Source organism: Enterobacter cloacae complex sp. ECC445, from assembly GCF_021892025.1.
GTDB classification, from domain to species: Bacteria; Pseudomonadota; Gammaproteobacteria; order Enterobacterales; family Enterobacteriaceae; genus Enterobacter; species Enterobacter chengduensis.
On the sequence record NZ_JAKLRZ010000022.1, the window covers coordinates 19,812 to 44,350 of the forward strand.

25 protein-coding genes and 1 other annotated feature are annotated in these 24,539 nt (G+C 49.2%); of the genes, 10 read left to right on the forward strand and 15 right to left on the reverse strand.

What is annotated here, in order from left to right; translation table 11 throughout:
* Positions 1-92 precede the first annotated feature (92 nt).
* The 4 genes from L6R44_RS16880 to L6R44_RS16895 all read right to left on the reverse strand — a co-directional run bounded on the left by L6R44_RS16880 (position 93) and on the right by L6R44_RS16895 (position 3,517).
* Positions 93-1,451, reverse strand: coding sequence for an APC family permease (locus L6R44_RS16880; RefSeq protein WP_023336236.1), 1,359 nt, complete (start codon positions 1,449-1,451; stop codon positions 93-95).
* Positions 1,441-1,503, reverse strand: a complete 63-nt coding sequence (yoeI, locus tag L6R44_RS16885) for a membrane protein YoeI (RefSeq protein ID WP_100166194.1) — start codon at positions 1,501-1,503, stop codon at positions 1,441-1,443. The genes L6R44_RS16880 and yoeI overlap by 11 nt, the downstream gene beginning before the upstream one ends.
* A 218-nt stretch (positions 1,504-1,721) precedes the next feature.
* A complete protein-coding gene (locus L6R44_RS16890) occupies positions 1,722-2,651 on the reverse strand; it encodes a LysR substrate-binding domain-containing protein (RefSeq protein WP_032641573.1) in 930 nt (309 codons plus the stop codon).
* A 41-nt stretch (positions 2,652-2,692) separates the two neighbouring features.
* Complete coding sequence (locus L6R44_RS16895; RefSeq protein ID WP_237424862.1) at positions 2,693-3,517, reverse strand: SDR family oxidoreductase; 825 nt, start codon at positions 3,515-3,517, stop codon at positions 2,693-2,695.
* A 175-nt stretch (positions 3,518-3,692) separates the two neighbouring features.
* Between L6R44_RS16895 and hisL the strand changes: the two genes are divergently transcribed.
* The 9 genes from hisL (at position 3,693) to hisIE (ending at position 10,909) form a co-directional block, all read left to right on the forward strand.
* The gene (gene hisL, locus L6R44_RS16900; RefSeq protein WP_001364200.1) at positions 3,693-3,743 is read left to right on the forward strand and encodes a his operon leader peptide; all 51 of its coding nucleotides are present in this window, start codon (positions 3,693-3,695) and stop codon (positions 3,741-3,743) included.
* Positions 3,719-3,842, forward strand: a sequence feature (His leader region). (Overlaps the previous gene by 25 nt.)
* A gap of 45 nt (positions 3,843-3,887) precedes the next feature.
* Complete coding sequence (gene hisG, locus L6R44_RS16905; RefSeq protein ID WP_000886595.1) at positions 3,888-4,787, forward strand: ATP phosphoribosyltransferase; 900 nt, start codon at positions 3,888-3,890, stop codon at positions 4,785-4,787.
* A 5-nt stretch (positions 4,788-4,792) separates the two neighbouring features.
* Positions 4,793-6,097: a histidinol dehydrogenase gene (gene hisD, locus L6R44_RS16910; protein WP_237424863.1), complete on the forward strand. Its 1,305-nt coding sequence runs from the start codon at positions 4,793-4,795 to the stop codon at positions 6,095-6,097.
* Complete coding sequence (hisC, locus tag L6R44_RS16915; RefSeq protein ID WP_237424864.1) at positions 6,094-7,155, forward strand: histidinol-phosphate transaminase; 1,062 nt, start codon at positions 6,094-6,096, stop codon at positions 7,153-7,155. The genes hisD and hisC overlap by 4 nt, the downstream gene beginning before the upstream one ends.
* A complete protein-coding gene (gene hisB, locus L6R44_RS16920) occupies positions 7,152-8,219 on the forward strand; it encodes a bifunctional histidinol-phosphatase/imidazoleglycerol-phosphate dehydratase HisB (protein ID WP_237424865.1) in 1,068 nt (355 codons plus the stop codon). Before hisC ends, hisB begins: the two co-directional genes overlap by 4 nt.
* Positions 8,219-8,809, forward strand: coding sequence for an imidazole glycerol phosphate synthase subunit HisH (hisH, locus tag L6R44_RS16925; RefSeq protein ID WP_237424866.1), 591 nt, complete (start codon positions 8,219-8,221; stop codon positions 8,807-8,809). Before hisB ends, hisH begins: the two co-directional genes overlap by 1 nt.
* Positions 8,809-9,546: a 1-(5-phosphoribosyl)-5-[(5-phosphoribosylamino)methylideneamino]imidazole-4-carboxamide isomerase gene (hisA, locus tag L6R44_RS16930; RefSeq protein WP_237424867.1), complete on the forward strand. Its 738-nt coding sequence runs from the start codon at positions 8,809-8,811 to the stop codon at positions 9,544-9,546. The genes hisH and hisA overlap by 1 nt, the downstream gene beginning before the upstream one ends.
* Positions 9,528-10,304, forward strand: coding sequence for an imidazole glycerol phosphate synthase subunit HisF (gene hisF, locus L6R44_RS16935; protein WP_237424868.1), 777 nt, complete (start codon positions 9,528-9,530; stop codon positions 10,302-10,304). The genes hisA and hisF overlap by 19 nt, the downstream gene beginning before the upstream one ends.
* The gene (gene hisIE, locus L6R44_RS16940) at positions 10,298-10,909 is read left to right on the forward strand and encodes a bifunctional phosphoribosyl-AMP cyclohydrolase/phosphoribosyl-ATP diphosphatase HisIE (protein ID WP_237424869.1); all 612 of its coding nucleotides are present in this window, start codon (positions 10,298-10,300) and stop codon (positions 10,907-10,909) included. Before hisF ends, hisIE begins: the two co-directional genes overlap by 7 nt.
* 43 nt (positions 10,910-10,952) lie before the next feature.
* Here the strand turns inward: hisIE and wzzB are convergent, their stop codons facing one another.
* Positions 10,953-11,933 carry an LPS O-antigen chain length determinant protein WzzB gene (gene wzzB, locus L6R44_RS16945; RefSeq protein ID WP_237424870.1) on the reverse strand — a complete coding sequence of 327 codons (981 nt, stop codon included), beginning with the start codon at positions 11,931-11,933 and terminating at the stop codon, positions 10,953-10,955.
* Between the two features lie 193 nt (positions 11,934-12,126).
* On the opposite strand from wzzB, the gene L6R44_RS16950 reads away from it, so the two are divergent.
* Complete coding sequence (locus tag L6R44_RS16950) at positions 12,127-13,131, forward strand: NAD-dependent epimerase (RefSeq protein ID WP_237424871.1); 1,005 nt, start codon at positions 12,127-12,129, stop codon at positions 13,129-13,131.
* A 52-nt stretch (positions 13,132-13,183) separates the two neighbouring features.
* Here the strand turns inward: L6R44_RS16950 and ugd are convergent, their stop codons facing one another.
* The 10 genes from ugd to rfbB form a co-directional block, all read right to left on the reverse strand.
* Positions 13,184-14,350 (reverse strand): UDP-glucose 6-dehydrogenase, encoded by a 1,167-nt coding sequence (ugd, locus tag L6R44_RS16955; protein WP_032641594.1) that lies wholly within the window; start codon positions 14,348-14,350, stop codon positions 13,184-13,186.
* Between the two features lie 222 nt (positions 14,351-14,572).
* A complete protein-coding gene (gndA, locus tag L6R44_RS16960; protein ID WP_032641595.1) occupies positions 14,573-15,979 on the reverse strand; it encodes an NADP-dependent phosphogluconate dehydrogenase in 1,407 nt (468 codons plus the stop codon).
* A 665-nt stretch (positions 15,980-16,644) separates the two neighbouring features.
* The gene (locus tag L6R44_RS16965; RefSeq protein WP_237424872.1) at positions 16,645-17,514 is read right to left on the reverse strand and encodes a rhamnosyltransferase; all 870 of its coding nucleotides are present in this window, start codon (positions 17,512-17,514) and stop codon (positions 16,645-16,647) included.
* Between the two features lie 6 nt (positions 17,515-17,520).
* Positions 17,521-18,615: a glycosyltransferase WbsX family protein gene (locus L6R44_RS16970; protein WP_237424873.1), complete on the reverse strand. Its 1,095-nt coding sequence runs from the start codon at positions 18,613-18,615 to the stop codon at positions 17,521-17,523.
* Positions 18,612-19,778 (reverse strand): O-antigen polymerase, encoded by a 1,167-nt coding sequence (locus L6R44_RS16975; protein WP_237424874.1) that lies wholly within the window; start codon positions 19,776-19,778, stop codon positions 18,612-18,614. Before L6R44_RS16975 ends, L6R44_RS16970 begins: the two co-directional genes overlap by 4 nt.
* Positions 19,775-20,995 (reverse strand): oligosaccharide flippase family protein, encoded by a 1,221-nt coding sequence (locus L6R44_RS16980; RefSeq protein WP_237424875.1) that lies wholly within the window; start codon positions 20,993-20,995, stop codon positions 19,775-19,777. Before L6R44_RS16980 ends, L6R44_RS16975 begins: the two co-directional genes overlap by 4 nt.
* A gap of 62 nt (positions 20,996-21,057) precedes the next feature.
* Positions 21,058-21,606: a dTDP-4-dehydrorhamnose 3,5-epimerase gene (gene rfbC, locus L6R44_RS16985; RefSeq protein WP_237424876.1), complete on the reverse strand. Its 549-nt coding sequence runs from the start codon at positions 21,604-21,606 to the stop codon at positions 21,058-21,060.
* 3 nt (positions 21,607-21,609) lie between these two features.
* Positions 21,610-22,488 (reverse strand): glucose-1-phosphate thymidylyltransferase RfbA, encoded by an 879-nt coding sequence (gene rfbA / locus L6R44_RS16990; protein WP_237424877.1) that lies wholly within the window; start codon positions 22,486-22,488, stop codon positions 21,610-21,612.
* A 52-nt stretch (positions 22,489-22,540) separates the two neighbouring features.
* Positions 22,541-23,440, reverse strand: a complete 900-nt coding sequence (rfbD, locus tag L6R44_RS16995; protein ID WP_237424878.1) for a dTDP-4-dehydrorhamnose reductase — start codon at positions 23,438-23,440, stop codon at positions 22,541-22,543.
* Positions 23,440-24,525, reverse strand: coding sequence for a dTDP-glucose 4,6-dehydratase (gene rfbB, locus L6R44_RS17000; protein WP_237424926.1), 1,086 nt, complete (start codon positions 24,523-24,525; stop codon positions 23,440-23,442). The genes rfbD and rfbB overlap by 1 nt, the downstream gene beginning before the upstream one ends.
* Positions 24,526-24,539: the final 14 nt, after the last annotated feature.

The window sequence follows — 24,539 nt, forward strand, 5'->3', positions numbered from 1 at the left end:
GCTTTTTTTTGCCCGGTGGCGCTGCGCTTACGCGCGCCTACGGGTGCGTTATTTTGTCGGCCGGGTAAACGCTAGCGCCACCCGGCGAGTCATTACGCGACGTCTTCGTACTGCGGAACCGGGTTACGGAAGCTCTTCGTAACGCAGGCCAGGTAAACCAGACCGATAGCACCCCAGATCAGACCCAGAACCATTGAGCTCTCTTCCAGGTTAATCCACAGCGCGCCCACTGTCAGGGCACCACACACCGGCAGTACCAGATAGTTGAAGTGGTCTTTCAGCGTTTTGTTGCGCTTCTCGCGGATCCAGAACTGCGAAATCACGGAGAGGTTAACGAAGGTGAACGCCACCAGCGCACCGAAGTTAATCAGCGCGGTCGCCGTCACCAGGTCGAATTTAATCGCCAGCAGGGCAATCGCGCCAACCAGCAGCACGTTCCACGCCGGAGTACGCCATTTCGGATGCACGTAGCCGAAGAAACGCGTCGGGAATACGCCGTCACGGCCCATCACGTACATCAGGCGAGATACGCCTGCGTGTGCCGCCATGCCGGATGCCAGTACGGTCACGCTGGAGAAGATCAGCACGCCCCACTGGAAGGTTTTACCCGCTACGTACAGCATGATTTCAGGCTGTGACGCATCCGGATCTTTAAAGCGAGAGATGTCCGGGAAGTACAGCTGCAGGAAGTAGGACGCCCCGATAAAGATCAGGCCGCCAATCAGCGCCGTCAGGAAAATCGCCTTCGGGATCACGCGCTCAGCATCTTTGGTCTCTTCGGACAGGGAAGAGATACCGTCAAAGCCCAGGAACGAGAAGCACAGGATCGTCGCACCGGTAATCATCGGCACAACGTGCGCACCTTCAGACCAGAATGGACGCGTGCTGGTCAGCGTACCGGCACCCTCACCATGAGAAACGCCGTAAATGATCAGGCCAACGATTACCGCCACAATGCCCATCTGCAGAATAACAATCAGGGTATTGAAGTTCGCCACGGTCTTGATGCTGCGCAGGTTAGAGATGGTCATAAAGGCCACCAGCGCGACAACGAAGATCCACGATGGAACAGAAGGCACCAGCGCTTCGAAGTAAATTTTTGCCAGCAGAATGTTGATCATCGGCATGAACAGGTAGTCCAGCAGGGATGACCAGCCCACCATAAAGCCAACCGCAGGGCTAATGGATTTTTGGGCATAGGTATAGGCAGAGCCTGCAGACGGGAAACGGCGAACCAGTTTACCGTAGCTCAGCGCAGTAAAGAGAATGGCAACCAGCGCAAAGGCGTACGCCGTTGCAACGTGACCGTCGGTGAGGCCCGATACGATACCGAATGTATCAAACAGCGTCATCGGTTGCATATAGGCCAGGCCCATCATAACAACCGGAATCAACGTAAGCGTTTTACGTAATTCCACGCGAGAGGTGTTTGGAGTTGCGTTATGCGACATCGTTATTCTCCTTTACGGTGATAACCGCCACGTAAGCGAAAAATTGCCCCATTTCTTTCTTCCTCAGCGACAACAACTGTCGGATTTTAGTAAATATCTATCCGGTACGAAGCCCGGCCTCTTGGTTTTAGTTTCGTTTCGTACATGCAAAAAAAAATAACCGACGCCTTTTATATCGTCGATTATTCATTTGGTTGCAGCGGCGGCATTTTGCCCCACATCGGATACAAAAGGCAATACTTTGCAACGCAGCGGGGAATTTTCTTTTTGCTAACTGGCTGATTTCTGGACGCCGGGCTGAGAGTAAACGGCGGCGATAGCACTATTTGCTAAAATCTCATCCCGCCACCAGGCGCTGGCCAGCCCGGCCGTTTGTTCATTCCAGCCCACCCACACCGATTCATGGCTGCTTTGAGAAAGTACCTGCTTTTCAACAAGCGCGCCGCTATCAATGAAGCGCTGCGCCAGATAGCGGGGTAAATAGCCGCAGCCCAGGCCGCTTATTTGCAGTTCCAGCTTGGTTTTAAAGTCGAAAACGGTAATGGCCTCCTGCTCATCAAGCAGCTGCGAGGAGACCGAACATTCCGGACGCGCGCTGTCTCCGACCACGATGGCGCGGTAGCCTTTAATCACGCGACGGTTAATCGGCTCGGGTTCCTGTGCCAGCGGATGATGGGGCGCCACGGCAAACACCTGCTCCAGCACGCCCAGACGGGCAAAACCAAACTCACTCAACTGGGGAGGCTCATGAAGCGCCCCCACAAAGATATCCGCCTTCCCCTGCGTTAAGGCATCCCAGGAGCCACCCAATACGCCATTAATAAAGATAAGCCGGGTGACGCTGTGGTGCTGATAGAAGGTTTCAATCAGCGGCGTTAGCAGAGAAAACGGAAAGGTATCATCCACGCCAATAGTTAGCTCGTTTTCCCACCCCTGATGGAGTTTTACGGCCTGTTTCTCAAGTTCACGAACGGTATGGAGCACTTCGCGGCCTTTTTCCAGCAGCATCTGTCCGGTACGGGTAAAACGGGCGCGATGCCCGGAGCGATCGAGGATCTGGATATTGAGATCGCTCTCCAGCTTTTGAACGGTATAGCTCAACGCAGACGGGGTTTTGTAGAGCTTTGCCGACGCCGCGGCAAAGCTCCCCTCTTTTTCCAGAGCATCCAGAATAATAAGAACATCCAGCAGCGGTTTCATGCTCGCCCCCTTCTGGTGCGCGATCGTCTCCGCTGCGGGACTTATTCCATGGGCATCACCAGCGGATCGGGATACTGATACTCAAACCCCAGCTCATGGCAAATGCGATTGCCATCGACAATTTTGCCTTTACTGCCCTCTTTTGCCTCACCAAAGACCGGCGGTGCCAGGCCCAGCTGACGCGCCATCAGCGGGTAAAACGTGCTGCGAGCCGGATGAGACGGTGCACATATATTATAGATGTGTCCACCTTTTGGAGCCTGTAAGAGTAGCTCAATTGCGCCAACCACATCATCAAGATGCACAAGATTGACCCCATGCTGGCCGTCTGGCGCCGACTTCCCGGCAAAAAAGCGCCCCGGATGGCGGCCCGGGCCCACCAGCCCCGCAAGGCGGACGATATCGACCTGCGTGCCGGGCAGATTATGCAGCCAGTCCTCCAGCTCTTTCAGAACCTGACCGCTGGCCGTAACGGGACGGCGCGCGGAACTCTCTTTCACCACGCCTTCAACCTCGCCATAGACCGACGTCGAGCTGGTAAAAATGATGCGCGGAACATGGTGCGCCAGCGCGCTGTCGACAATCTCCTGCATCGCCTGCAGATAAAACGACTCGCCCGGGCCGCTGCGCCGCGCGGGTAGCGTGATGACCAGCGCATCGACGTTCATCAGCGTGTCCAGATCGTCAGCATCACACACCAGCTCCGGTTCAAGACGCAGTTCAACGCCATCAATACCGCACATCCGCGCTGCCTCAACCCCATCCCTCGTGGTTTTGCTGCCGGTCACCTCCCAGCCTTTCGCGGCTAATGACATCGCCAGCGGCATTCCCAGCCATCCTAAACCGACAATCGCGACCTTTTTCATGCGAATTCTCCTGGCTCTTACTCGTCTTTCATAAGGCTACGCCAGCCTGGCAGAACACACAATTCATAGCATCAATATGAAATGAATTAATGATCAAAAAAAGCCCTTGCAATATGTCGTACAACTGGTTTAGGTTAAAAGACATCAAATGAATAAGCATTCATCGAGAATTTATATGACACGCGTTCAATTTAAACACCACCATCATCACCATCATCCTGACTAGTCTTTCAGGCGATGTGTGCTGGAAGACGTTTGGATCTTCCAGTGGTGCATGAACGCATGAAAAAGCCCCCGGAAGATCTTCTTCCGGGGGCTTTTTTTTGGACCAAATTCAGACAGGTTAAAACAGGTTAACGAGGAATAAAGAATGTTAGATAACTCACGTTTACGCATAGCTATTCAAAAATCAGGCCGTTTGAGTGACGATTCACGCGAACTGCTGGCCCGCTGCGGGATTAAAATTAACCTGCACACCCAGCGCCTGATTGCCCTGGCTGAAAACATGCCCATCGACATTCTGCGCGTGCGTGATGACGATATTCCTGGCCTGGTCATGGATGGCGTCGTTGACCTCGGCATCATTGGGGAAAACGTGCTGGAAGAAGAGCTGCTGACCCGCCGCGCGCAGGGCGAAGATCCGCGTTACTTTACGCTGCGTCGCCTGGACTTCGGCGGCTGCCGCCTGTCGCTGGCAACGCCGGTCGATGAAGCGTGGGACGGCCCGGCCGCGCTGAACGGCAAACGTATCGCCACCTCCTACCCTCACCTGTTAAAGCGTTATCTCGACCAGAAAGGCGTGCAGTTCAAGTCCTGCCTGCTGAACGGCTCTGTTGAAGTGGCGCCGCGCGCGGGTCTCGCTGACGCCATCTGTGACCTTGTCTCTACCGGCGCGACGCTGGAAGCCAACGGCCTGCGCGAAGTGGAAGTTATCTACCGCTCTAAGGCGTGCCTGATTCAGCGTGACGGCGAGATGGCCGACGCCAAGCAGCAGCTCATCGACAAACTGCTGACCCGTATTCAGGGCGTGATTCAGGCGCGTGAATCCAAATACATCATGATGCACGCCCCAACCGAGCGTCTGGATGAGGTGATTGCCCTGCTGCCGGGCGCCGAGCGCCCAACCATCCTGCCGCTGGCGGGCGATCAGCAGCGCGTGGCAATGCACATGGTGAGCAGCGAAACCCTGTTCTGGGAAACCATGGAAAAACTGAAGGCGCTGGGCGCAAGCTCCATCCTGGTGCTGCCAATTGAGAAGATGATGGAGTAATGGCCATGAGCTTCAACGCAATCATCGACTGGAATACCCGTAGCGACGCAGAGCAGCGCGAGCTGCTGATGCGCCCGGCGATTTCCGCCTCTGAAAGCATCTCGCGCACCGTGGCGGAGATCCTGGATAACGTCAAAGCCCGCGGCGATGACGCGCTGCGTGAATACAGCGCGAAGTTTGATAAAGCCGAAGTCGGCGCGCTGAGGGTTACAGAGCAGGAAATCATTGATGCCAGCAATCGTCTGGGTGACGACATCAAGCAGGCAATGGCCGTGGCGGTGAAGAACATTGATACCTTCCACACCGCGCAAAAGCTCCAGACCGTGGATGTCGAAACCCTGCCCGGCGTGCGTTGCCAACAGGTGACGCGCCCGGTTGCGTCCGTTGGCCTCTATATTCCCGGCGGCTCTGCGCCGCTTTTCTCCACCGTACTGATGCTGGCGACTCCCGCGCGCATTGCCGGGTGTCAGAAAGTGGTGCTCTGCTCCCCGCCGCCGATTGCCGACGAGATCCTCTATGCGGCAAAGCTGTGCGGCGTGCAGGCGGTCTATAAAGTGGGCGGCGCGCAGGCGATTTCAGCTCTGGCGTTCGGCACCGAATCCATTCCAAAGGTCGATAAGATCTTTGGCCCCGGCAATGCCTACGTGACCGAAGCCAAGCGCCAGGTCAGCCAGCGTCTGGACGGTGCGGCCATCGATATGCCTGCCGGTCCGTCTGAGGTGCTGGTGATTGCCGACAGCGGCGCAACGCCGGATTTCGTGGCCTCCGACCTGCTTTCACAGGCTGAACACGGCCCGGACTCGCAGGTCATCCTGCTGACGCCGGATGCCGATATGGCGAAACGCGTGGGTGAGGCCGTGGAGCGTCAGCTTGCCGACCTGCCCCGGGCCGACACGGCACGCCAGGCGTTAGCGGCCAGCCGCCTGATTGTGGCGCGCGACCTGGACCAGTGCATTGCCATCTCCAACCAGTACGGCCCGGAGCACCTGATTATTCAGACCCGCAACGCGCGCGATCTGGTCGACGGCATTACCAGCGCGGGCTCGGTGTTCCTCGGCGACTGGTCACCGGAATCCGCGGGCGATTACGCCTCCGGCACCAACCACGTGCTGCCGACGTATGGCTACACCTCTACCTGTTCCAGCCTGGGCCTGGCGGATTTCCAGAAACGCATGACCGTGCAGGAGCTCTCCCGCGAAGGGTTTGCCTCCCTGGCGTCCACCATTGAAACCCTGGCCGCCGCCGAGCGACTGACCGCCCACAAAAATGCCGTTACGCTGCGCGTTGCAGCCCTGAAGGAGCAAGCATGAACATTGAAGAGTTAGCCCGCGAAAATGTCCGTCGCCTGACGCCTTATCAGTCCGCGCGCCGTCTGGGCGGCAAAGGTGATGTCTGGCTGAACGCTAACGAATTCCCGACCGCGGTGCAGTTCGAGCTGTCGCAGCAGACGCTGAACCGCTATCCGGAATGCCAGCCGAAAGCGGTGATTGAAAACTACGCGCAGTACGCAGGCGTAAAGCCCGAGCAGGTGCTTGTCAGCCGCGGCGCGGATGAAGGGATTGAGCTGCTGATCCGCGCCTTCTGCGAGCCGGGCAAAGACGCGGTGATGTACTGCCAGCCGACCTACGGCATGTACAGCGTCAGCGCGGAAACCTTCGGCGTGGCGTGCCGCAACGTGCAGGCGCTGGACAACTGGCAGCTGGATTTGCAGGGCATTGCCGACAGTCTTGATGGCGTAAAAGTCGTGTTTGTCTGTAGCCCGAACAACCCCACCGGACAGATTATCAACCCGCAGGATATCCGCACCCTGCTGGAGATGACCCGCGGTAAAGCGCTGGTGGTGGCCGACGAAGCCTACATCGAGTTCTGCCCGCAGGCGACACTGGCAGGCTGGCTGGAAGAATATCCGCACCTGGTCGTCCTGCGTACGCTGTCGAAAGCCTTTGCCCTCGCGGGTCTGCGCTGCGGATTCACCCTGGCGAATAAAGCGGTCATCGACCTGCTGCTGAAAGTCATCGCCCCGTATCCGCTTTCCACGCCGGTTGCCGATATTGCGGCCCAGGCGCTGACGCCCCAGGGCATCAACGCGATGCGCGAGCGCGTGGCGCAAATCCTGGTGGAACGTCAGTATCTGGTGACCGCTCTGAAGGAGATTCCCTGCGTAGAGCAGGTGTTCGACTCGGAAACGAACTACATCCTGGTGCGCTTCACCGCCTCCAGCGCCGTATTTAAATCTTTATGGGATCAGGGCATTATCTTACGTGACCAGAATAAACAACCATCCCTGAGCGGCTGCCTGCGCATTACCATCGGCACCCGTGCAGAGAGCCAGCGCGTGATTGACGCCCTGAAAGCGGAGAAAGTATGACCCAGAAGATCCTTTTCATCGATCGTGACGGCACCCTTATTTCGGAGCCACCAGCCGATTTTCAGGTTGACCGATTCGACAAGCTGGCTTTTGAACCGGACGTGATACCAGTGTTGCTCAAGCTGCAAAAGGCCGGATACCGGCTGGTGATGATCACCAACCAGGACGGCCTGGGTACCGACAGCTTCCCGCAGGCGGACTTTGACGGCCCGCATAATCTGATGATGCAGGTGCTGACCTCTCAGGGCGTGATATTTGATGAGGTACTGATTTGCCCGCACATGCCGGCCGATGAGTGCGACTGCCGTAAGCCAAAGGTGAAGCTGGTCGAGCGCTACCTGGCGGATGATGCGCTGGATAAAACCAACAGCTACGTCATCGGGGATCGCATTACCGATATTACGCTGGCGGAAAACATGGGCATTGCGGGGCTTCGCTACGACCGCAACAGCCTTAACTGGGCGAAGATTGGCGAGCAGCTGACAAAACGTGACCGCTATTCCCACGTTGAGCGCAACACCAAAGAGACGCAGATTGACGTGAAGGTCTGGCTGGACCGTGAAGGCGGCAGCAAGATCCACACCGGCGTCGGTTTCTTCGACCATATGCTGGACCAGATTGCCACCCACGGCGGCTTCCGCATGGAGATCGCGGTAAAAGGCGACCTCTATATCGACGATCACCACACCGTGGAAGACACCGGCCTGGCGCTGGGCGAAGCCCTGAAGCTGGCGCTCGGCGACAAGCGCGGCATCAACCGCTTCGGCTTTGTCCTGCCGATGGACGAGTGTCTGGCGCGCTGCGCGATGGACATCTCCGGTCGTCCGCACCTGGAGTATAAAGCCGACTTCACCTACCAGCGCGTGGGCGATCTCAGCACCGAAATGGTGGAACACTTCTTCCGCTCCCTGTCCTACACCATGGGCCTGACGCTGCACCTGAAGACCAAAGGTAAAAACGATCACCATCGGGTGGAAAGCCTGTTTAAAGCCTTTGGCCGTACCCTTCGCCAGGCGATTCGCGTGGACGGTGACGCTCTGCCTTCATCGAAAGGAGTGCTGTAATGAACGTGGTGATTCTGGATACCGGATGCGCCAACCTGAACTCCGTCAAATCGGCGATTGCGCGCCACGGCTATGAGCCGGTGGTCAGCCGTGACCCGGACGTGGTGCTGCGCGCCGACAAGCTATTCCTGCCGGGCGTGGGCACCGCGCAGGCGGCAATGGATCAAATTCGCGAACGCGAGCTGGTCGATCTAATCAAAGCCTGTACCCAGCCGGTGCTGGGGATTTGCTTAGGGATGCAGATCCTCGGCCGCCGCAGTGAAGAGAGTAACGGCGTTGAGCTGCTAGGCATCATTGACGAAGACGTGCCGAAAATGACCGACCACGGCCTGCCTCTGCCGCATATGGGCTGGAACCGCGTTTACGCCAAGGCGGGCGACCGTCTGTTTCGCGGCATAGAAGACGGCGCGTATTTTTACTTCGTGCACAGCTACGCCATGCCGGTGAACGTGAATACGATCGCCCAGTGCAATTACGGCGAGGCGTTTACGGCAGCCGTACAGAAAGACAATTTCTTCGGCGTGCAGTTTCACCCGGAGCGCTCGGGTGCCGCAGGCGCGCAGCTGCTGAAAAACTTCCTGGAGATGTGATGATTATTCCCGCGTTAGATTTAATTGACGGCACGGTTGTCCGTCTTCATCAGGGTGATTACGGCCAGCAGCGCGACTACGGAAACGATCCGCTGCCGCGTCTGCAGGATTATGCCGCTCAGGGTGCGCAGGTACTGCACCTGGTGGATTTGACCGGTGCGAAAGATCCGGCAAAACGTCAGATCGCGCTGCTTAAACACCTTGTTGCCGGTGTTGATGTGCCCGTCCAGGTCGGCGGCGGCGTGCGTACTGAAGATGACGTCGCGGCGCTGCTGGCCGCTGGCGTGGCCCGCGTGGTGGTGGGGTCAACCGCCGTGAAAGATCCTGCGACCGTGAAAGGCTGGTTCCGCCGCTTTGGTGCCGATGCCCTGGTGCTGGCGCTGGACGTTCGCATTGACGAACAGGGCAATAAGCAGGTGGCCGTGAGCGGCTGGCAGGAAAACTCCGGCGTGACGCTGGAAGAGCTGGTTGACATGTATCTGCCCGTTGGTCTCAAACACGTGTTGTGCACGGACATCTCCCGCGACGGTACGCTGGCGGGCTCCAACGTCTCGCTGTACGAAGAGGTTTGTGCGCGTTATCCGCAGGTGGCGTTCCAGTCTTCGGGCGGAATTGGTGATATAGGCGACGTGGCCGCGCTGCGCGGAACCGGCGTAAAGGGCGTGATTGTGGGCCGGGCCCTGCTGGAAGGTAAATTTACTGTAACGGAGGCGATCCAATGCTGGCAAAACGGATAATTCCTTGCCTGGACGTACGCGATGGTCAGGTCGTGAAAGGCGTGCAGTTCCGCAACCATGAAATCGTTGGCGACATCGTCCCGCTGGCAAAACGCTATGCCGATGAAGGCGCAGACGAGCTGGTCTTTTACGATATCACCGCATCCAGCGATGGCCGCGTGGTCGATAAAAGCTGGGTCGCGCGCGTGGCGGAAGTGATCGACATTCCGTTCTGCGTGGCGGGCGGCATTAAGTCTGCAGACGACGCCGCCAAAATTCTCTCTTTTGGCGCCGACAAGATTTCCATCAACTCCCCTGCCCTGGCCGATCCGGAGCTGATTACCCGTCTGGCCGATCGCTTTGGCGTGCAGTGCATTGTGGTGGGGATCGATACCTGGTATGACGCCGCCACGGGGAAGTACCACGTCAACCAGTATACCGGCGATGAAAACCGCACGCGCGTGACGCAGTGGGAAACGCTCGACTGGGTGCAGGAAGTGCAGAAGCGTGGCGCGGGCGAGATTGTCCTCAACATGATGAACCAGGACGGCGTGCGTAACGGGTATGACCTCGAGCAGCTGAAAAAGGTCCGCGCGATCTGCCACGTTCCGCTGATTGCCTCCGGCGGCGCGGGCACCATGGAACACTTCCTGGAAGCCTTCCGCGACGCGAACGTGGACGGCGCGCTGGCCGCGTCCGTGTTCCACAAGCAGATTATTAATATTGGTGAGTTAAAAACGTTCCTGGCCGACCAGGGAGTGGAGATCAGGGTATGTTAACAGAGCAACAACAGGCGCAGCTGGACTGGGAAAAAACCGACGGATTACTGCCGGTGGTTGTCCAGCATGCCGTATCAGGCGAAGTGCTGATGCTGGGATATATGAACCAGGACGCGCTGGCGAAAACCCTCGACAGCGGCAAGGTGACTTTCTTCTCCCGCACCAAACAGCGACTGTGGACGAAAGGTGAAACATCAGGTCATTTCCTGAATGTGGTCAGCATGGCGCCGGACTGCGATAACGACACCCTGCTTGTGCTGGCCAACCCAATCGGCCCAACCTGCCATAAGGGCACCAGCAGCTGCTTCGGCGAGGCGAGTCACCAGTGGCTGTTCCTGTATCAACTTGAACAGCTGCTGGCAGAGCGTAAAACTGCCGATCCTGAAAGTTCATATACCGCGAAGCTGTACGCCAGCGGGACTAAGCGTATTGCGCAAAAGGTGGGTGAAGAAGGCGTGGAAACGGCCCTGGCCGCGACGGTACATGACCGCGATGAGCTGACGAATGAAGCGTCTGACCTGATGTATCACCTGCTCGTACTGCTGCAGGATCAGCAGCTGGATTTGACTGCTGTGATAGAGAATCTTCGTAAGCGTCACAAGTAAAAAAACCGGGGAAATTCCCCGGTTTTTTTATATCTGATGTGAATCAAGCTTTAGGCTTGTAGTTGCGCAATGCGTTGCGGCCTAGTAGAACAGCAGAACCGACCACAGCACCAAGCAAAACGGAGAGGATCAAAATAACAGCTTTTTTCGGACTGTCACGACGAACTGGCAGATCCGGTTTCATCACGTAACGGTATACGTGGACTGTGTCCGGGTTGACGTTCAGGTTTTGAATATCCAGTAAGTTCTGCCTGGTCTGATAGTATGCAGCGGAAAAGACCAGTGGACGCGTAGCTTCGTTTTCAATCATTGATTTCAGCCCCTCGCTTCCCAGCAGGAACATCGTCTCCTGCGTCACATCCTGGGTTTGTTGAATCTGCGGGGAGGTGATTTTAGCAGCCTCAGCGTTTTTCAGCGCCTCAGCAATCTGTTTGATACGCAGATCTTTCTGCTCCTGAGCAACCTTCTCCTGGTTTTGCAGAGAATCGTTCAGGGTCTTGATCTGTTCCTTGATATTGTCCTTAAGGTCAACGGCAAGTTCTTTCGCCGTTTGCTCATCAACCTGCTGAATGTATTGCGCCAGCTGTTTTTGTGCAGCTTCGGATGAAGTGCTGGTATAGGAAACACTTAAAGGTAACGCTTCTCCCTTAACAGCAGGTTCGATGGTCAGTTTTTCAGGTTCTTCCTGGTTTTCAAGTGCCTGCGCCAACGCAGAGAAGGAAGAATTGAAACGACCAATCGCGCGCGTTTGAATGTCCGTCATGGAAGGAGCAGCACTACCATACAGGATGTTCAATGCGTTGGAATAAGTTGCAATTTGAGCCGCATCAGGTTGCGCGATAATCGCACTTGACGTCCATTTTTCTTTCGCAACAGACAGATATCCTACAGCCAGGGCAATAAAAACAACAACAAAGATTGCTATCGTCCACTTCCCACGCCACAGTTGCAGCATTAAATCAAGTAAATCAATTTGCTCAGGCTCATTGCTTCGGCTGACCTGGCTATTGTTGTTTTGCGTCATACAATCCCTAACTGATAAAAAAGGGCAAACTTAATTTTGTTTGTATAGTTTATCCAATGCTGTGGATATTTCTATAAGAATCCGATGAGTAATATCGGAAAGATGGGTTATGTAACTTTCACCCTTCGCGCTATCATAGCCCCCATATGATGCGCTATGGCGTCAGTAAGAAGACAGGTTTATGAGGGAAGCTATGAAATTTTTGGTCACGGGTGCAGCGGGTTTTATTGGTGCGAATGTCAGTAAACGCCTCCTTGAGGCGGGTCATCAGGTTGTTGGTGTTGATAATCTGAATGACTACTACGATGTCAATCTGAAGCTGGCGCGGCTGGAACTGCTAAATTCCGAGAGCTTCACCTTCCACAAGCTGGAGTTAGCCGATCGCGAAGGTATGGCAGCGCTTTTCGCGCGCGAGAAGTTTGATCGCGTTATTCATCTGGCCGCACAGGCGGGGGTACGCTACTCCCTGGAAAACCCTCACGTTTACGCGGAAGCCAACCTGATTGGCCACCTCAACGTGCTCGAAGGCTGCCGGCATAACAACGTTCAGCATCTTCTTTATGCCTCATCCAGCTCCGTTTATGGTCTCAACCGCAAGATGCCTTTCTCCACTGACGATTCCGTTGACCATCCGGTGTCTCTTTATGCCGCGACCAAAAAAGCCAATGAGCTGATGTCGCATACCTATTCGCATCTCTATAACCTGCCGACTACCGGCCTGCGCTTCTTTACCGTGTACGGTCCATGGGGACGCCCGGACATGGCGCTATTCAAATTTACGAAAGCGATGATTGAAGGCAAAAGCATTGATGTCTATAACTACGGTAAGATGAAGCGCGACTTCACCTACATTGATGATATTGCTGAAGCGATTATTCGCCTGCAGGATGTCATTCCGCAAGCAGACAGCGAATGGACGGTGGAGACAGGCTCACCGGCGACCAGCTCGGCGCCATACCGGGTTTACAACATCGGTAACAGTTCACCCGTAGAACTCATGGACTATATTCTCGCCCTGGAGGACGCTCTGGGTAAAAAAGCGGAAAAAAATATGATGCCGCTCCAGCCCGGGGATGTACTGGAAACCAGCGCCGACACCCAGCCACTTTATGACGCAATTGGATTTAAGCCGCAGACCTCGGTTAAAGATGGCGTGAAAAACTTCGTTGACTGGTATCGCGACTACTATAACGTCTGAACATAAAAAACCCGGCGTATCAGCCGGGTTTTTTACAGGATAAAACAGAGAATCAATCGCTACCAAAGAGATCGCGGGTATAAACCTTATCCGCCACGTCAGCCAGCTCTTCCGCCATGCGGTTTGAGATGATGACATCGGCTTCTTTCTTGAAGGCATCCAGATCGCGGATCACCCGGGAATTGAAGAACTGGTCGTCCGGCATGGCTGGCTCATAGATGACAACCTCAACCCCTTTCGCCTTGATACGCTTCATGATCCCCTGAATGGAAGAGGCGCGGAAGTTATCGGAACCGCTCTTCATGATCAGACGATAAACGCCGACCACTTTCGGCTGGCGCGCGAGGATGGAATCGGAGATAAAGTCTTTGCGCGTACGGTTAGCATCAACAATCGCCGAAATCAGGTTATTCGGCACCGCCTGATAGTTTGCCAGCAGCTGCTTCGTGTCTTTCGGAAGGCAATAACCGCCGTAGCCAAATGACGGGTTGTTGTAGTGGTTGCCAATGCGTGGATCGAGACAGACACCTTCAATAATCTGGCGGGTGTTCAGCCCAAGACTTTCTGCATAGCTGTCGAGCTCATTAAAGTAAGCTACCCGCATTGCGAGATACGTGTTTGCGAAAAGCTTAATCGCCTCCGCCTCGGTGGAATCAGTGAACAGCACCTGAATATCTTTCTTCACTGCGCCTTCCTGAAGCAGAGCGGCAAAGCGCTCAGCGCGCTCGGAACGTTCGCCAATCACGATACGGGAAGGATGCAGGTTATCGTAAAGGGCTCTCCCCTCACGCAGGAATTCCGGCGAGAAGAAGATATTATCAATACCGAACTTTTCTTTAATAGATTTGGTAAACCCAACAGGAATGGTTGATTTAATGACCATCACCGCATTAGGGTTGATCGCAATAACGTCCTTGATCACCGCTTCTACCGTTGAGGTATTGAAATAGTTGGTTTTAGGATCGTAGTCAGTAGGCGTTGCAATGATGACGTAATCCGCATTGCGGTATGCATCTTCTTTATCTGTCGTGGCGCGGAAATTCAGCGATTTATTGCTGAGATAGTCCTGGATTTCTTTATCCACAATCGGCGATTTTTTCTGATTGAGCATATCCACTTTGGCCTGCACGATATCCAGCGCAACCACTTCATGATTTTGAGCAATCAGAATGCCGTTAGAAAGACCGACATACCCTGTTCCGGAGATTGTTATTTTCATTCGCTAATGACTTCTGTGAGTTAACTGTACTGATGGTCGCCAGACCATCGCGATAAACATAACTGTTGGGCTTTGTACCTCCTGGCAAAGTTAACTGTCAAGGCAAACCAGGAGTAATCGCTTCGAGCAGGATGAGATTCGGACTACTTCGAATAACAGGCGACATTTTTTGCAAAAAAAACCCGGAGACAGGCTCCGGGTTGCGAATAGCGTGTAGTTAAATTATTCCATCCATTCGGTATGGAACACGCCTTCTTTATCGGTGCGTTTGTAAGTATGCGCGCCGAAGTAGTCACGCTGTGCCTGAATCAGGTTGGCAGGCAGAACGGCTGAACGGTAGCTGTCGTAGTAGGCTACTGCAGCAGAGAAGGTCGGAACCGGAATCCCGTTCTGAACTGCATAGGCCACCACATCACGCAGCGCCTGCTGATATTCGTCCGCAATTTTCTTGAAGTACGGAGCCAGCAGCAGGTTGGCGATACCGGCGTTTTCAGCGTAGGCATCGGTGATTTTCTGCAGGAACTGCGCACGAATGATGCAACCCGCGCGGAAGATCTTGGCGATTTCGCCGTAGTTCAGATCCCAGTTGTTCTCGTCTGATGCGGCACGCAGCTGAGAGAAGCCCTGCGCGTAAGAGACGATTTTACCCAGGTACAGGGCACGACGCACTTTCTCAACGAATTCAGCTTTATCACCGGCTGGTTTGGCCTGTGGGCCTGACAGCACTTTTGATGCCGCAACGCGCTGCTCTTTCAGAGAAGAGATGTAGCGAGCGAAGACGGACTCGGTGATCAGAGACAGCGGCTCGCCCAGATCCAGCGAACTCTGGCTGGTCCATTTACCGGTACCTTTGTTGGCTGCTTCATCCAGAATCACATCAACCAAGTATTTACCCTCTTCATCTTTTTTCGTGAAGATATCTTTGGTGATGTCGATCAGGTAGCTGTTCAGCTCGCCTTTGTTCCACTCGGTGAAGGTTTCAGCCAGCTCTTCGTTAGAGAGGTTCAGGCCGCCTTTCAGCAGGGAATACGCTTCCGCAATCAGCTGCATGTCGCCATATTCGATACCGTTGTGCACCATTTTCACATAGTGACCTGCACCGTCCGCACCGATATAGGTTACGCAAGGCTCGCCATCTTCAGCGACGGCTGCGATTTTGGTCAGGATAGGCGCAACCAGTTCGTATGCATCTTTCTGGCCGCCAGGCATGATAGACGGGCCTTTCAGCGCGCCCTCTTCACCACCGGATACACCGGTACCGATGAAGTTGAAGCCTTCAGCAGACAGCTCACGGTTACGACGGATGGTGTCCTGGAAGAAGGTATTACCGCCATCAATGATGATGTCACCTTTTTCGAGGTATGGCTTCAGGGAGTCGATGGCTGCATCGGTACCTGCGCCCGCTTTCACCATTAACAGGATACGACGAGGTGTTTCCAGAGACTCAACGAACTCTTTAACCGTATAGAAAGGAACCAGTTTCTTGCCTGGATTTTCGGCAATCACTTCTTCGGTCTTATCACGGGAGCGATTGAAAACGGAGACGGTATAACCACGGCTTTCGATGTTGAGCGCCAGGTTGCGCCCCATCACTGCCATACCGACAACGCCGATCTGTTGCTTGGACATTACATACTCCTGTCAGGTGTGGTCACTGTCGGGTAACCCCGACAGATATAATTTGCAAGAATCTTAACTCATAAATCGGGGTCAGAGATAGGCATTTGTGGCCTTGATCACCCAAGACGACACAAAACTGGATATATTATAAACCTTAGGAAAAGTACAGGTATGATTTATTTATATTTAAACTTAATCATGACAAATAACAAATCGAAACACTTATTATGTTTATTATTTATTGCTTTTTGATAAAGCTCTGAGTTTTATTATACATTGCGTTGAATGAGAAGTTTTCAGAGAAGAACTCATTACGATTCCTGCGCTAGAAGAATGAAGAGCAATCACATGCTGAGGAGATTATTTTATAAGTTTGCGTGTAATTATAACGCTTATGATTTCCTTAACAAGGCAACATTTCCTTGAAAACTCTGCTATAATATAAACCTTCACTTCAAAGGCGCTAAATTCATCAACCAGAGTACTCTGTCTTCAATGATTAACTTATTGACCATCATTTACTAAGTGGATGTCATATTACGCAAACGAGTATGAACACCACCAATTTCATTCGCGCATGTAATCAAATAAAGAGTTCTCATGTTTTTAGAATCAGTTCAATGAGTATATTGTTACTCACTCCCACCAACTCGCAACGAGACATAGAACTTATATTAATTTCTATTAAATGGACCGAATCTACCTGAAAGACCATCATAGACACCGTAAAATATCATCATCAACGTTTTCTTTTTTTCTTTGTTAAGAATTAAAGATATTCCTGCGCGAACAAAATTCAAGAAAATCTCGCGAATTTTATATCCCAAAGGAATATATGGTTTCCTAATCATAAAGAAACTATTCCTTACCAGGAAGTAACGTCGCATGGGACTATGAACAGATATTTTGCGCCCTAATAAATTCAGCCTTGAATCACCGATCGTGTGAGCCATTGATGCTTTATTAGTCATTGCCACACGATACCCTAATTTTTTGGCACGCAGAGCCCACTCAACATCAATATAATCCACAAAAAGTGCTTCTTCCATCTTGCCAACTCTTTTGAAAACTTCGGAAGAAAAGAAGGAGCCAGAAGCAATAACATAAGTTACATCGGTTATTTCTTGTATCGCCGTTCGTTTAATGAAAGGGCCAATATAATTAGTGCCCCAATAGAGTTCGTTCGTGTGTGGATCATAAAACGAGGGCCCCAGAATACCAACATTATACTGGGTATATATCTGGCTCATGGCGCTAATAAAATTAGCTCCTAGCACACTGTCTTGATCAAGCAGTAATAAATAATCAGCACCGCGTGATATTGCGTTTTCGATACCAATATTTTGTGCATAGGAAAGTCCCATATTTACTGGCAAACTGATTAATTTGAAATCAAATTTATCTGCTAGTTCTTTTATATCTTTATAATTCCGAGAACAATTATCTATAATTACAGCAGTATCTATCTGGTCTTGCAAAGACAGAAACTGTTTTTCTAAACAAAGAATGTCAGGATTAAATGTTACAGTTACAGAACTAATCACGGCCGTTTACCTATTAATTTCTTTGTATTTTTCAACAGTTTCTTTTACTGCTTCCAAATAACCATAACCATTTTTTTTATCAGGCTCAAGATAAGTGCCTTCAGCCCACTCATTCCATGCATTTATAAATAAGTATGGAACATTAGCTGTGACAGATTTTTTATAAAGGTTGTCAAAATTACTCTTAAATACTTGAGGGTTACTTCCTTTCATAACCAACGATTTAGTTTTTTTCCTTGGCGTGTTGTCCCAATCAACAAATGCACCAGAGTAATGTGTCTCACTAAAATCTTTTTCAAGTATTTTATCCCAGACTGACTGATAAGATAATATTTGCTCAACGTAATTTGTTTTCAACTTTTCATTAGAAATACGCTTTATTCTTCCGACGACCTTTCGCACCAGCGGCTTAACTTTCCCCATATTGTGTTCAAAAGTACACATGGGTTCAAAATTCAATTCTGCATCAAAATCTAGCTTACGATGATCTTGAACGAAAGAAGTGAGTGTGGAAACAAAATGGATGTCACCGAACGAAGTTTCTCTAGCCAATTTACGCCAATATTGGATCCACTCGTTACATTTTTCGAAGCTAGCAGAACGATATAAAAGAAAAACAGGCTTCCCATTATGTTTAATATATCTTTCGTCTTCGAAAAATGGCTTGAGATAATTAAAATGATTTAACCAGTCTGATTCATCCCCATAACTTTGGGGCATGATAACATCACGATGACTGCCATCCCAGCTACGCGTCCATGGTTCGTTAGCCCATGAGAACAGGAACGGGAGATCTATATCTTTATTATCTAAAAGTAGTTCAGCTGGTTTATCCAATAGGCGCTTACCATTAAACCAATAATGATAAAAACAAAAACCGTCAATGTGGTGTTTTTTTGCGATTTCCGACTGCCATTTTAACGTTTCTACCTCGAGCAAATTATAATAATAGTCATTCAGTGGTTCTCTAGGCTGATTATGATTTTTAAAAAGAGGTGTGGCTTTTTTGACATTAACCCATTCTGTGAATCCTTTGCCCCACCACTTATTATTTTCTTCAATCTCATGAAATTGCGGAAGATAAAATGCTAACGTTTTCAAAAATTGCTCCTTAAATTTCTATAACACGCTACAATAAAATGAACTGATATTGAGATAAGAAAATAATCCCAAAAAAAGGATAGCTGCACTGGCAAAAACTGATGAGAAAAGAAAATAACAATCAAAGCAAAGAGAGAGTTAAAGTTAAGGAATGAGTTTTTACAAACAAATAGTTTGTGATTTCTCGATACAATATATCCATATACCAAACTTAATAAAGACAATCCTATACTACCAAAATATAAAAAAGGTAATAATAAGGATGTATAGAAGGCATTAAAATATCCAGAATTTCCTAAAAGAACAAAATTCTGTACTTTTGCGAAGAACGCACTTTGATCATAAAACTTTGACCCGACTATACCTAAAAATGAAAATGGGCTAGATAGGTCATAAAATGTTTCAATATCACCGCTATCAATTGCATGAGTAAAAAGTGAGTAACCGGCAACAGCATAATTACGAGTATTAACTAGGCTCTGACTTAGATCACTATCACCTCTGAAAGCAAATATGGCTAAGAGTAACATCAAAAATATAACAAGAGCAAATATAACCTTTTTCAAGGTCATTTTGTTATCATAACAATATAAAACCAATATTGCTGCAAGCATCGGGGCGAATACATAGTATCTTGAAATTAAAATACTTTCTTTTGCAATCAACATTAAAAAAGAGAAAAATAAAATAGTGGATCTGTTTTTATTAATTTTTAAATACAGCCCATAACTGATACCGAAGAGAGGTACTAAGGTTGAAAAAACAAATAGATATGCTGCAAATGAACCATAATATTCTTTTATTGATTGGTCTTTAAATAAACTATCTCTATAGTCCGCGAAAGATATACCACTTGATATTATATCCTTAAAAAGTAGAGACAGATAAACTAATATCAATAAATTGATAACAAGTAAAACTTTTATCTGTACGGTAAAATTAACTATTGGTTGATTGCTTGCCGTTATTATTTGCCGATTGGATCTTATTGTTTTATTACCAATATAACATCCTAAAAAAAAGTATAAGTAAGCAACAATCAGGATCATCAAGCCAGAGTCAAATGTTCTATATAGGCTATTTTGTGAAAGCCATAATACTAATGAAACAATAACATAAAGACTTAAATAACCAGCTGGATTTCTAGGCCTTGGTTTAATCATTTTGATCTCTTTCTGCTATTAAAACTAGCTAAGACAAAAATAGCCGAAACAGTTATTTCTGTTATAATCACGCTAATGGTCACTCCATATACTGGAGTAAAATGTATTAGTATAATAGAAACTACAACGTGCATAAAGCTTACAGCAAGATATGTTTTCCTGACAATTCTTGTTAAATTATTAGGTATCAACCACCACTGCCCAAATACAACACCTATTGAGACAATTAATGGCAAAGGTGACATCAGTAGTAATATCATTGAGGATATGCGATATTCAGCACTGTAATAATAGAGAGATACTGGAAAACCAACAATAGCAATAGAAATCGAAATTAACATCCCAAACGCAATAAATTTCTTTCCATATAATCTAAAGATTTCTGTGAGCTCTTTACCTTCATTGATCAATGAACTGACACGTGGAAACATCGCTTGTTGAACCGGACTCATTAAACCTTGTGCAGCAGTTCGGATTTTATCTGCTGCAGAGAAATAACCAGCTAACGCAGGCCCACCAAAATACCCAATAATTAATATATTTAAAGTTGTATAGAAACTAATCGTTATATTTGATACAAAAAGGTCAAACCCCTTGGATAAAACCGAATATATTTCTTTTGTTGAAACTTTTGTAAACCTTGCCAGTTTCTGTTTTTTTATAAAGAAACATGCCAAAACCCCCGAGAAAAACATTCCTGATGATTGACTGATAACGGCCATGTTCATATCTTCCGGTGTTTTTACTAAAAGGAATATCAGCATTAGAGAAATGCATTTTGCAATAGTTGTACAGATCGCAATACCCTGCATTTTTTCAATCCCTTGAAAAAGCCAGACGGGAAATAAGACTGTTCCAATTACGGATATCATCCCTAATAGAATTAAATAAGAGTATACATTCGTACCATTAAATATAACATATATAGAAAAAGCACATAACACTATCAAGAATAATACTATCTTTGCTACAGTTACTGCTGTATAAATAGAGTTTATTTTAGATTGTTTATTTTTATTGACTGATACTAACAATGTTGCACTAAAGTTAAACCCATAATCAACAAAAATTATAATGTATTGTATCCACGCCTGAGCCATAGCTACAACGCCAAAATTTTCCGCTCCCAAAACACGCATTAAATAAGGAAGCGTTAGCAGAGGGAATAAATAGTTTGACGCCTGAACAAAAAACAGCAATATAATGTTTTTTTTCACTGGTATGATACACTCAGTTAAACGAAAAAAGCCTGCATTATATTTACAGGCCTAAGCAGAAATTAATAATCTGAATCTCTGAAAGCTTTACCAACAAGATCTTTTGAAGACAAGCTCGGTAAACAACCATGGTTAATTGGCCATTCAATATTCAGTTCACTATCTGACCATAAAATTGAACGTTCATGTTCAGGGGAATAGTAACTAGTGGTTTTGTATACAAACTCTGCTGTATCGCTTAATACGTAAAATCCATGAGCAAAACCCTCAGGAATCCATAACTGTTTTTTGTTTTCGGCAGATAAATGTACTCCAACCCATTTCCCATAATATTTTGAGTCTTTGCGAATATCGACAGCGACATCGAAAACTTCGCCTACAACGCAGCGTACCAATTTACCTTGAGCATAGGGTTGTAGTTGATAGTGCAATCCACGTAGCACATTTTTACTGGATTTAGAATGATTATCTTGAATAAAATTAACACTTTTACCCACAGCTTCATCGAAAATTTTCTGATTGAAACTTTCCATGAAGAAACCACGATCATCACCAAATACTTTCGGCTCAAAGATTAATACTTCTGGGATTTCTGTTTTAATAATATTCATCAGTTAATAACCTTTGATCATTTTCAACAAATATTGTCCATATTGGTTTTTTGATAAAGGCGCGGCAAGTTTTTTAACCTGCTCAGCATCAATAAACCCTTTGCGATAGGCAATTTCTTCAGGGCAAGCAACTTTAAGTCCCTGACGCTCTTCAATGGTTGCAATGAAATTACTCGCTTCAATTAGACTCTGGTGAGTCCCTGTATCAAGCCAGGCAAAACCACGCCCCATCATAGCTACGGAAAGCTTTCCTTGCTCCATATAAATACGGTTAATATCCGTGATTTCTAGCTCACCACGTGCTGAAGGTTTCAAATTTTTTGCCATTTCAACGACACTGTTGTCGTAGAAATACAGCCCTGTCACCGCATAATTACTCTTCGGCTCCAGCGGTTTTTCTTCGAGGCTGATGGCGGTTCCATTTTTATCAAACTCGACAACACCGTAACGCTCAGGATCGTTCACGTGATAGGCAAAGACCGTTGCACCATTTTCTTTATTAACCGCGGCATCCATCAATTTAGGAAGGTCGTGGCCATAGAAAATGTTATCGCCCAACACCAGGGCACAATCATCGTTACCAATGAATTCTTTGCCAATAACGAAAGCCTGCGCCAGGCCATCCGGGCTTGGCTGGACTTTGTATTGCAGATTTAGCCCCCACTGGCTTCCATCACCCAGAAGTTGTTCAAAACGCGGTGTATCCTGCGGAGTACTAATAATTAAAATATCTCGAATACCAGCCAGCATCAGCGTTGAAAGCGGATAGTAAATCATCGGCTTATCATAAATAGGCAATAACTGTTTACTAACAGCCATGGTCACTGGATACAGACGAGTACCAGAGCCACCCGCCAGAATAATACCTTTACGCGTTTTCATTTCATCATCTCTATATTCGTGAGATGCCCATACCCAGGCATCTTGATCATCATTAAATCGCAGTCGCTGTGAACCACTCAGTCAGCATACGCTTAACCCCAGTCTCCCACTGTGGCAGTACAAGGTCGAAATTCTCCTGAAACTTTGAAGTATTCAGACGGGAGTTTGCCGGGCGTTTAGCAGGCGTAGGGTACGCGCTGGTCGCAACCCCATGAAGCTGGTTTAATGCCAATTCAATCCCTGCTGCACGCGCCTCTTCGAATACCAGAGAGGCATAGTCGAACCAGGTTGTCGTACCACTGGCAACCAGGTGATAAGTTCCTGCTACTTCAGGTTTATTCAGAGCAACCCGAATTGCATGAGCCGTGCAGTCCGCTAATAATTCGGCTCCTGTGGGTGCACCAAATTGGTCGTTAATCACAGACAACTCAGAACGCTCTTTTGCCAGTCGTAACATAGTACGCGCAAAGTTATTCCCTTTGCCGGCATAAACCCAGCTAGTACGGAAGATCAAATGGCGTGAGCAATTTTCGCTTAATGCTTTTTCACCCGCTAGTTTGGTCTCACCATAAACATTGAGCGGCGCAGTAGCGTCAGTTTCCAGCCAAGGTGTAGTTCCATTACCCGGAAATACGTAATCAGTAGAGTAATGAATAACCCAGGCACCTAATTTCTGTGCCTCTTTGGCAATCGCCTCGACACTTGTGGCATTCAGAAGCTGAGCGAATTCAGGTTCTGACTCAGCCTTATCAACGGCGGTGTGCGCAGCTGCGTTAACGATCACATCTGGCTTAATACGACGCACAGTTTCTGCAACACCCTCAGGATTACTGAAATCGCCGCAATACTCTTGAGAATTGACGTCAACAGCAATCAAATTACCCAGAGGTGCAAGAGCACGTTGAAGCTCCCAACCCACCTGACCGGTTTTACCGAAAAGAAGAATATTCATCAGGTACGATCTCCATAATTTTCTTCAATCCAGGACTTGTAGCTACCGCTTTTTACGTTCTCTACCCATTGTGTGTTCGCCAGGTACCATTCTACGGTTTTGCGAATGCCGCTTTCGAAGGTTTCCTGGGGCTTCCAGCCAAGTTCCTTACCAATTTTCTCTGCATCAATCGCGTAGCGGCGATCGTGGCCCGGACGGTCGGCAACATACGTTATCTGGTCACGATAGGAGCCTTCTTTCGGCACAATCTCATCCAGCAGGAAGCAGATGGTGTTTACTACATCAAGATTTTGTTTTTCATTGTGGCCGCCGATGTTATAGGTTTCCCCAATCTTACCCTTCGTCACCACGGTATATAATGCACGGGCGTGATCTTCAACATATAGCCAGTCGCGAATCTGGTCTCCTTTACCGTAAACCGGCAAGGCTTTACCATCCAACGCATTGAGAATGACCAGTGGGATAAGTTTTTCAGGGAAGTGGTAAGGACCGTAGTTGTTTGAACAGTTAGTCACTATGGTCGGGAAGCCGTAAGTGCGAAGCCAGGCACGGACCAAATGGTCGCTTGACGCTTTAGACGCAGAATATGGGCTGCTTGGGGCATAAGCGGTAGTTTCAGTAAAGAGAGGCAGTTTAGAGCCCCCTGCAATCTCATCCGGGTGCGGAAGATCGCCATACACTTCATCTGTGGAGATATGGTGGAAACGGAATGACGCTTTTTTATCAGCACTTAACTCAGACCAGTACTTGCGGCTCGCTTCCAACAGCACATAGGTGCCAAGAATGTTAGTCTCTATAAAAGCTGCCGGGCCGGTAATCGAGCGATCAACGTGGCTCTCAGCGGCCAGATGCATCACAGCATCCGGCTGGTGCTCTGCAAAAATACGCGCCATGGCGTCGCTGTCGCAGATATCGGCATGTTCAAAATGATAGCGATCGCTGTGTGAGACATCAGCCAGCGATTCAAGATTACCTGCATAAGTCAGCTTATCGACGTTGATAACAGAATCTTGTGTATCATTAATAATGTGTCGTACCACTGCAGACCCAATAAAGCCTGCTCCACCAGTGACCAGAATTTTCACGTTTATTTCGCTCT

Coding starts and splice junctions, on each gene's coding strand:
- ugd (WP_032641594.1), bottom strand. CDS start 14,350: ATGAAAATAACAATCTCCGGAACAGGGTATGTCGGTCTTTCTAACGGC.
- L6R44_RS16895 (WP_237424862.1), bottom strand. CDS start 3,517: ATGAAAAAGGTCGCGATTGTCGGTTTAGGATGGCTGGGAATGCCGCTG.
- gndA (WP_032641595.1), bottom strand. CDS start 15,979: ATGTCCAAGCAACAGATCGGCGTTGTCGGTATGGCAGTGATGGGGCGC.
- rfbC (WP_237424876.1), bottom strand. CDS start 21,606: ATGAATATTATTAAAACAGAAATCCCAGAAGTATTAATCTTTGAGCCG.
- rfbD (WP_237424878.1), bottom strand. CDS start 23,440: ATGAATATTCTTCTTTTCGGTAAAACCGGTCAGGTGGGTTGGGAGCTT.
- hisF (WP_237424868.1), top strand. CDS start 9,528: ATGCTGGCAAAACGGATAATTCCTTGCCTGGACGTACGCGATGGTCAG.
- hisC (WP_237424864.1), top strand. CDS start 6,094: ATGAACATTGAAGAGTTAGCCCGCGAAAATGTCCGTCGCCTGACGCCT.
- hisD (WP_237424863.1), top strand. CDS start 4,793: ATGAGCTTCAACGCAATCATCGACTGGAATACCCGTAGCGACGCAGAG.
- hisA (WP_237424867.1), top strand. CDS start 8,809: ATGATTATTCCCGCGTTAGATTTAATTGACGGCACGGTTGTCCGTCTT.
- L6R44_RS16950 (WP_237424871.1), top strand. CDS start 12,127: ATGAAATTTTTGGTCACGGGTGCAGCGGGTTTTATTGGTGCGAATGTC.
- L6R44_RS16975 (WP_237424874.1), bottom strand. CDS start 19,778: ATGATTAAACCAAGGCCTAGAAATCCAGCTGGTTATTTAAGTCTTTAT.
- L6R44_RS16890 (WP_032641573.1), bottom strand. CDS start 2,651: ATGAAACCGCTGCTGGATGTTCTTATTATTCTGGATGCTCTGGAAAAA.
- hisH (WP_237424866.1), top strand. CDS start 8,219: ATGAACGTGGTGATTCTGGATACCGGATGCGCCAACCTGAACTCCGTC.
- hisIE (WP_237424869.1), top strand. CDS start 10,298: ATGTTAACAGAGCAACAACAGGCGCAGCTGGACTGGGAAAAAACCGAC.
- hisB (WP_237424865.1), top strand. CDS start 7,152: ATGACCCAGAAGATCCTTTTCATCGATCGTGACGGCACCCTTATTTCG.
- hisG (WP_000886595.1), top strand. CDS start 3,888: ATGTTAGATAACTCACGTTTACGCATAGCTATTCAAAAATCAGGCCGT.
- wzzB (WP_237424870.1), bottom strand. CDS start 11,933: ATGACGCAAAACAACAATAGCCAGGTCAGCCGAAGCAATGAGCCTGAG.
- rfbA (WP_237424877.1), bottom strand. CDS start 22,488: ATGAAAACGCGTAAAGGTATTATTCTGGCGGGTGGCTCTGGTACTCGT.
- L6R44_RS16880 (WP_023336236.1), bottom strand. CDS start 1,451: ATGTCGCATAACGCAACTCCAAACACCTCTCGCGTGGAATTACGTAAA.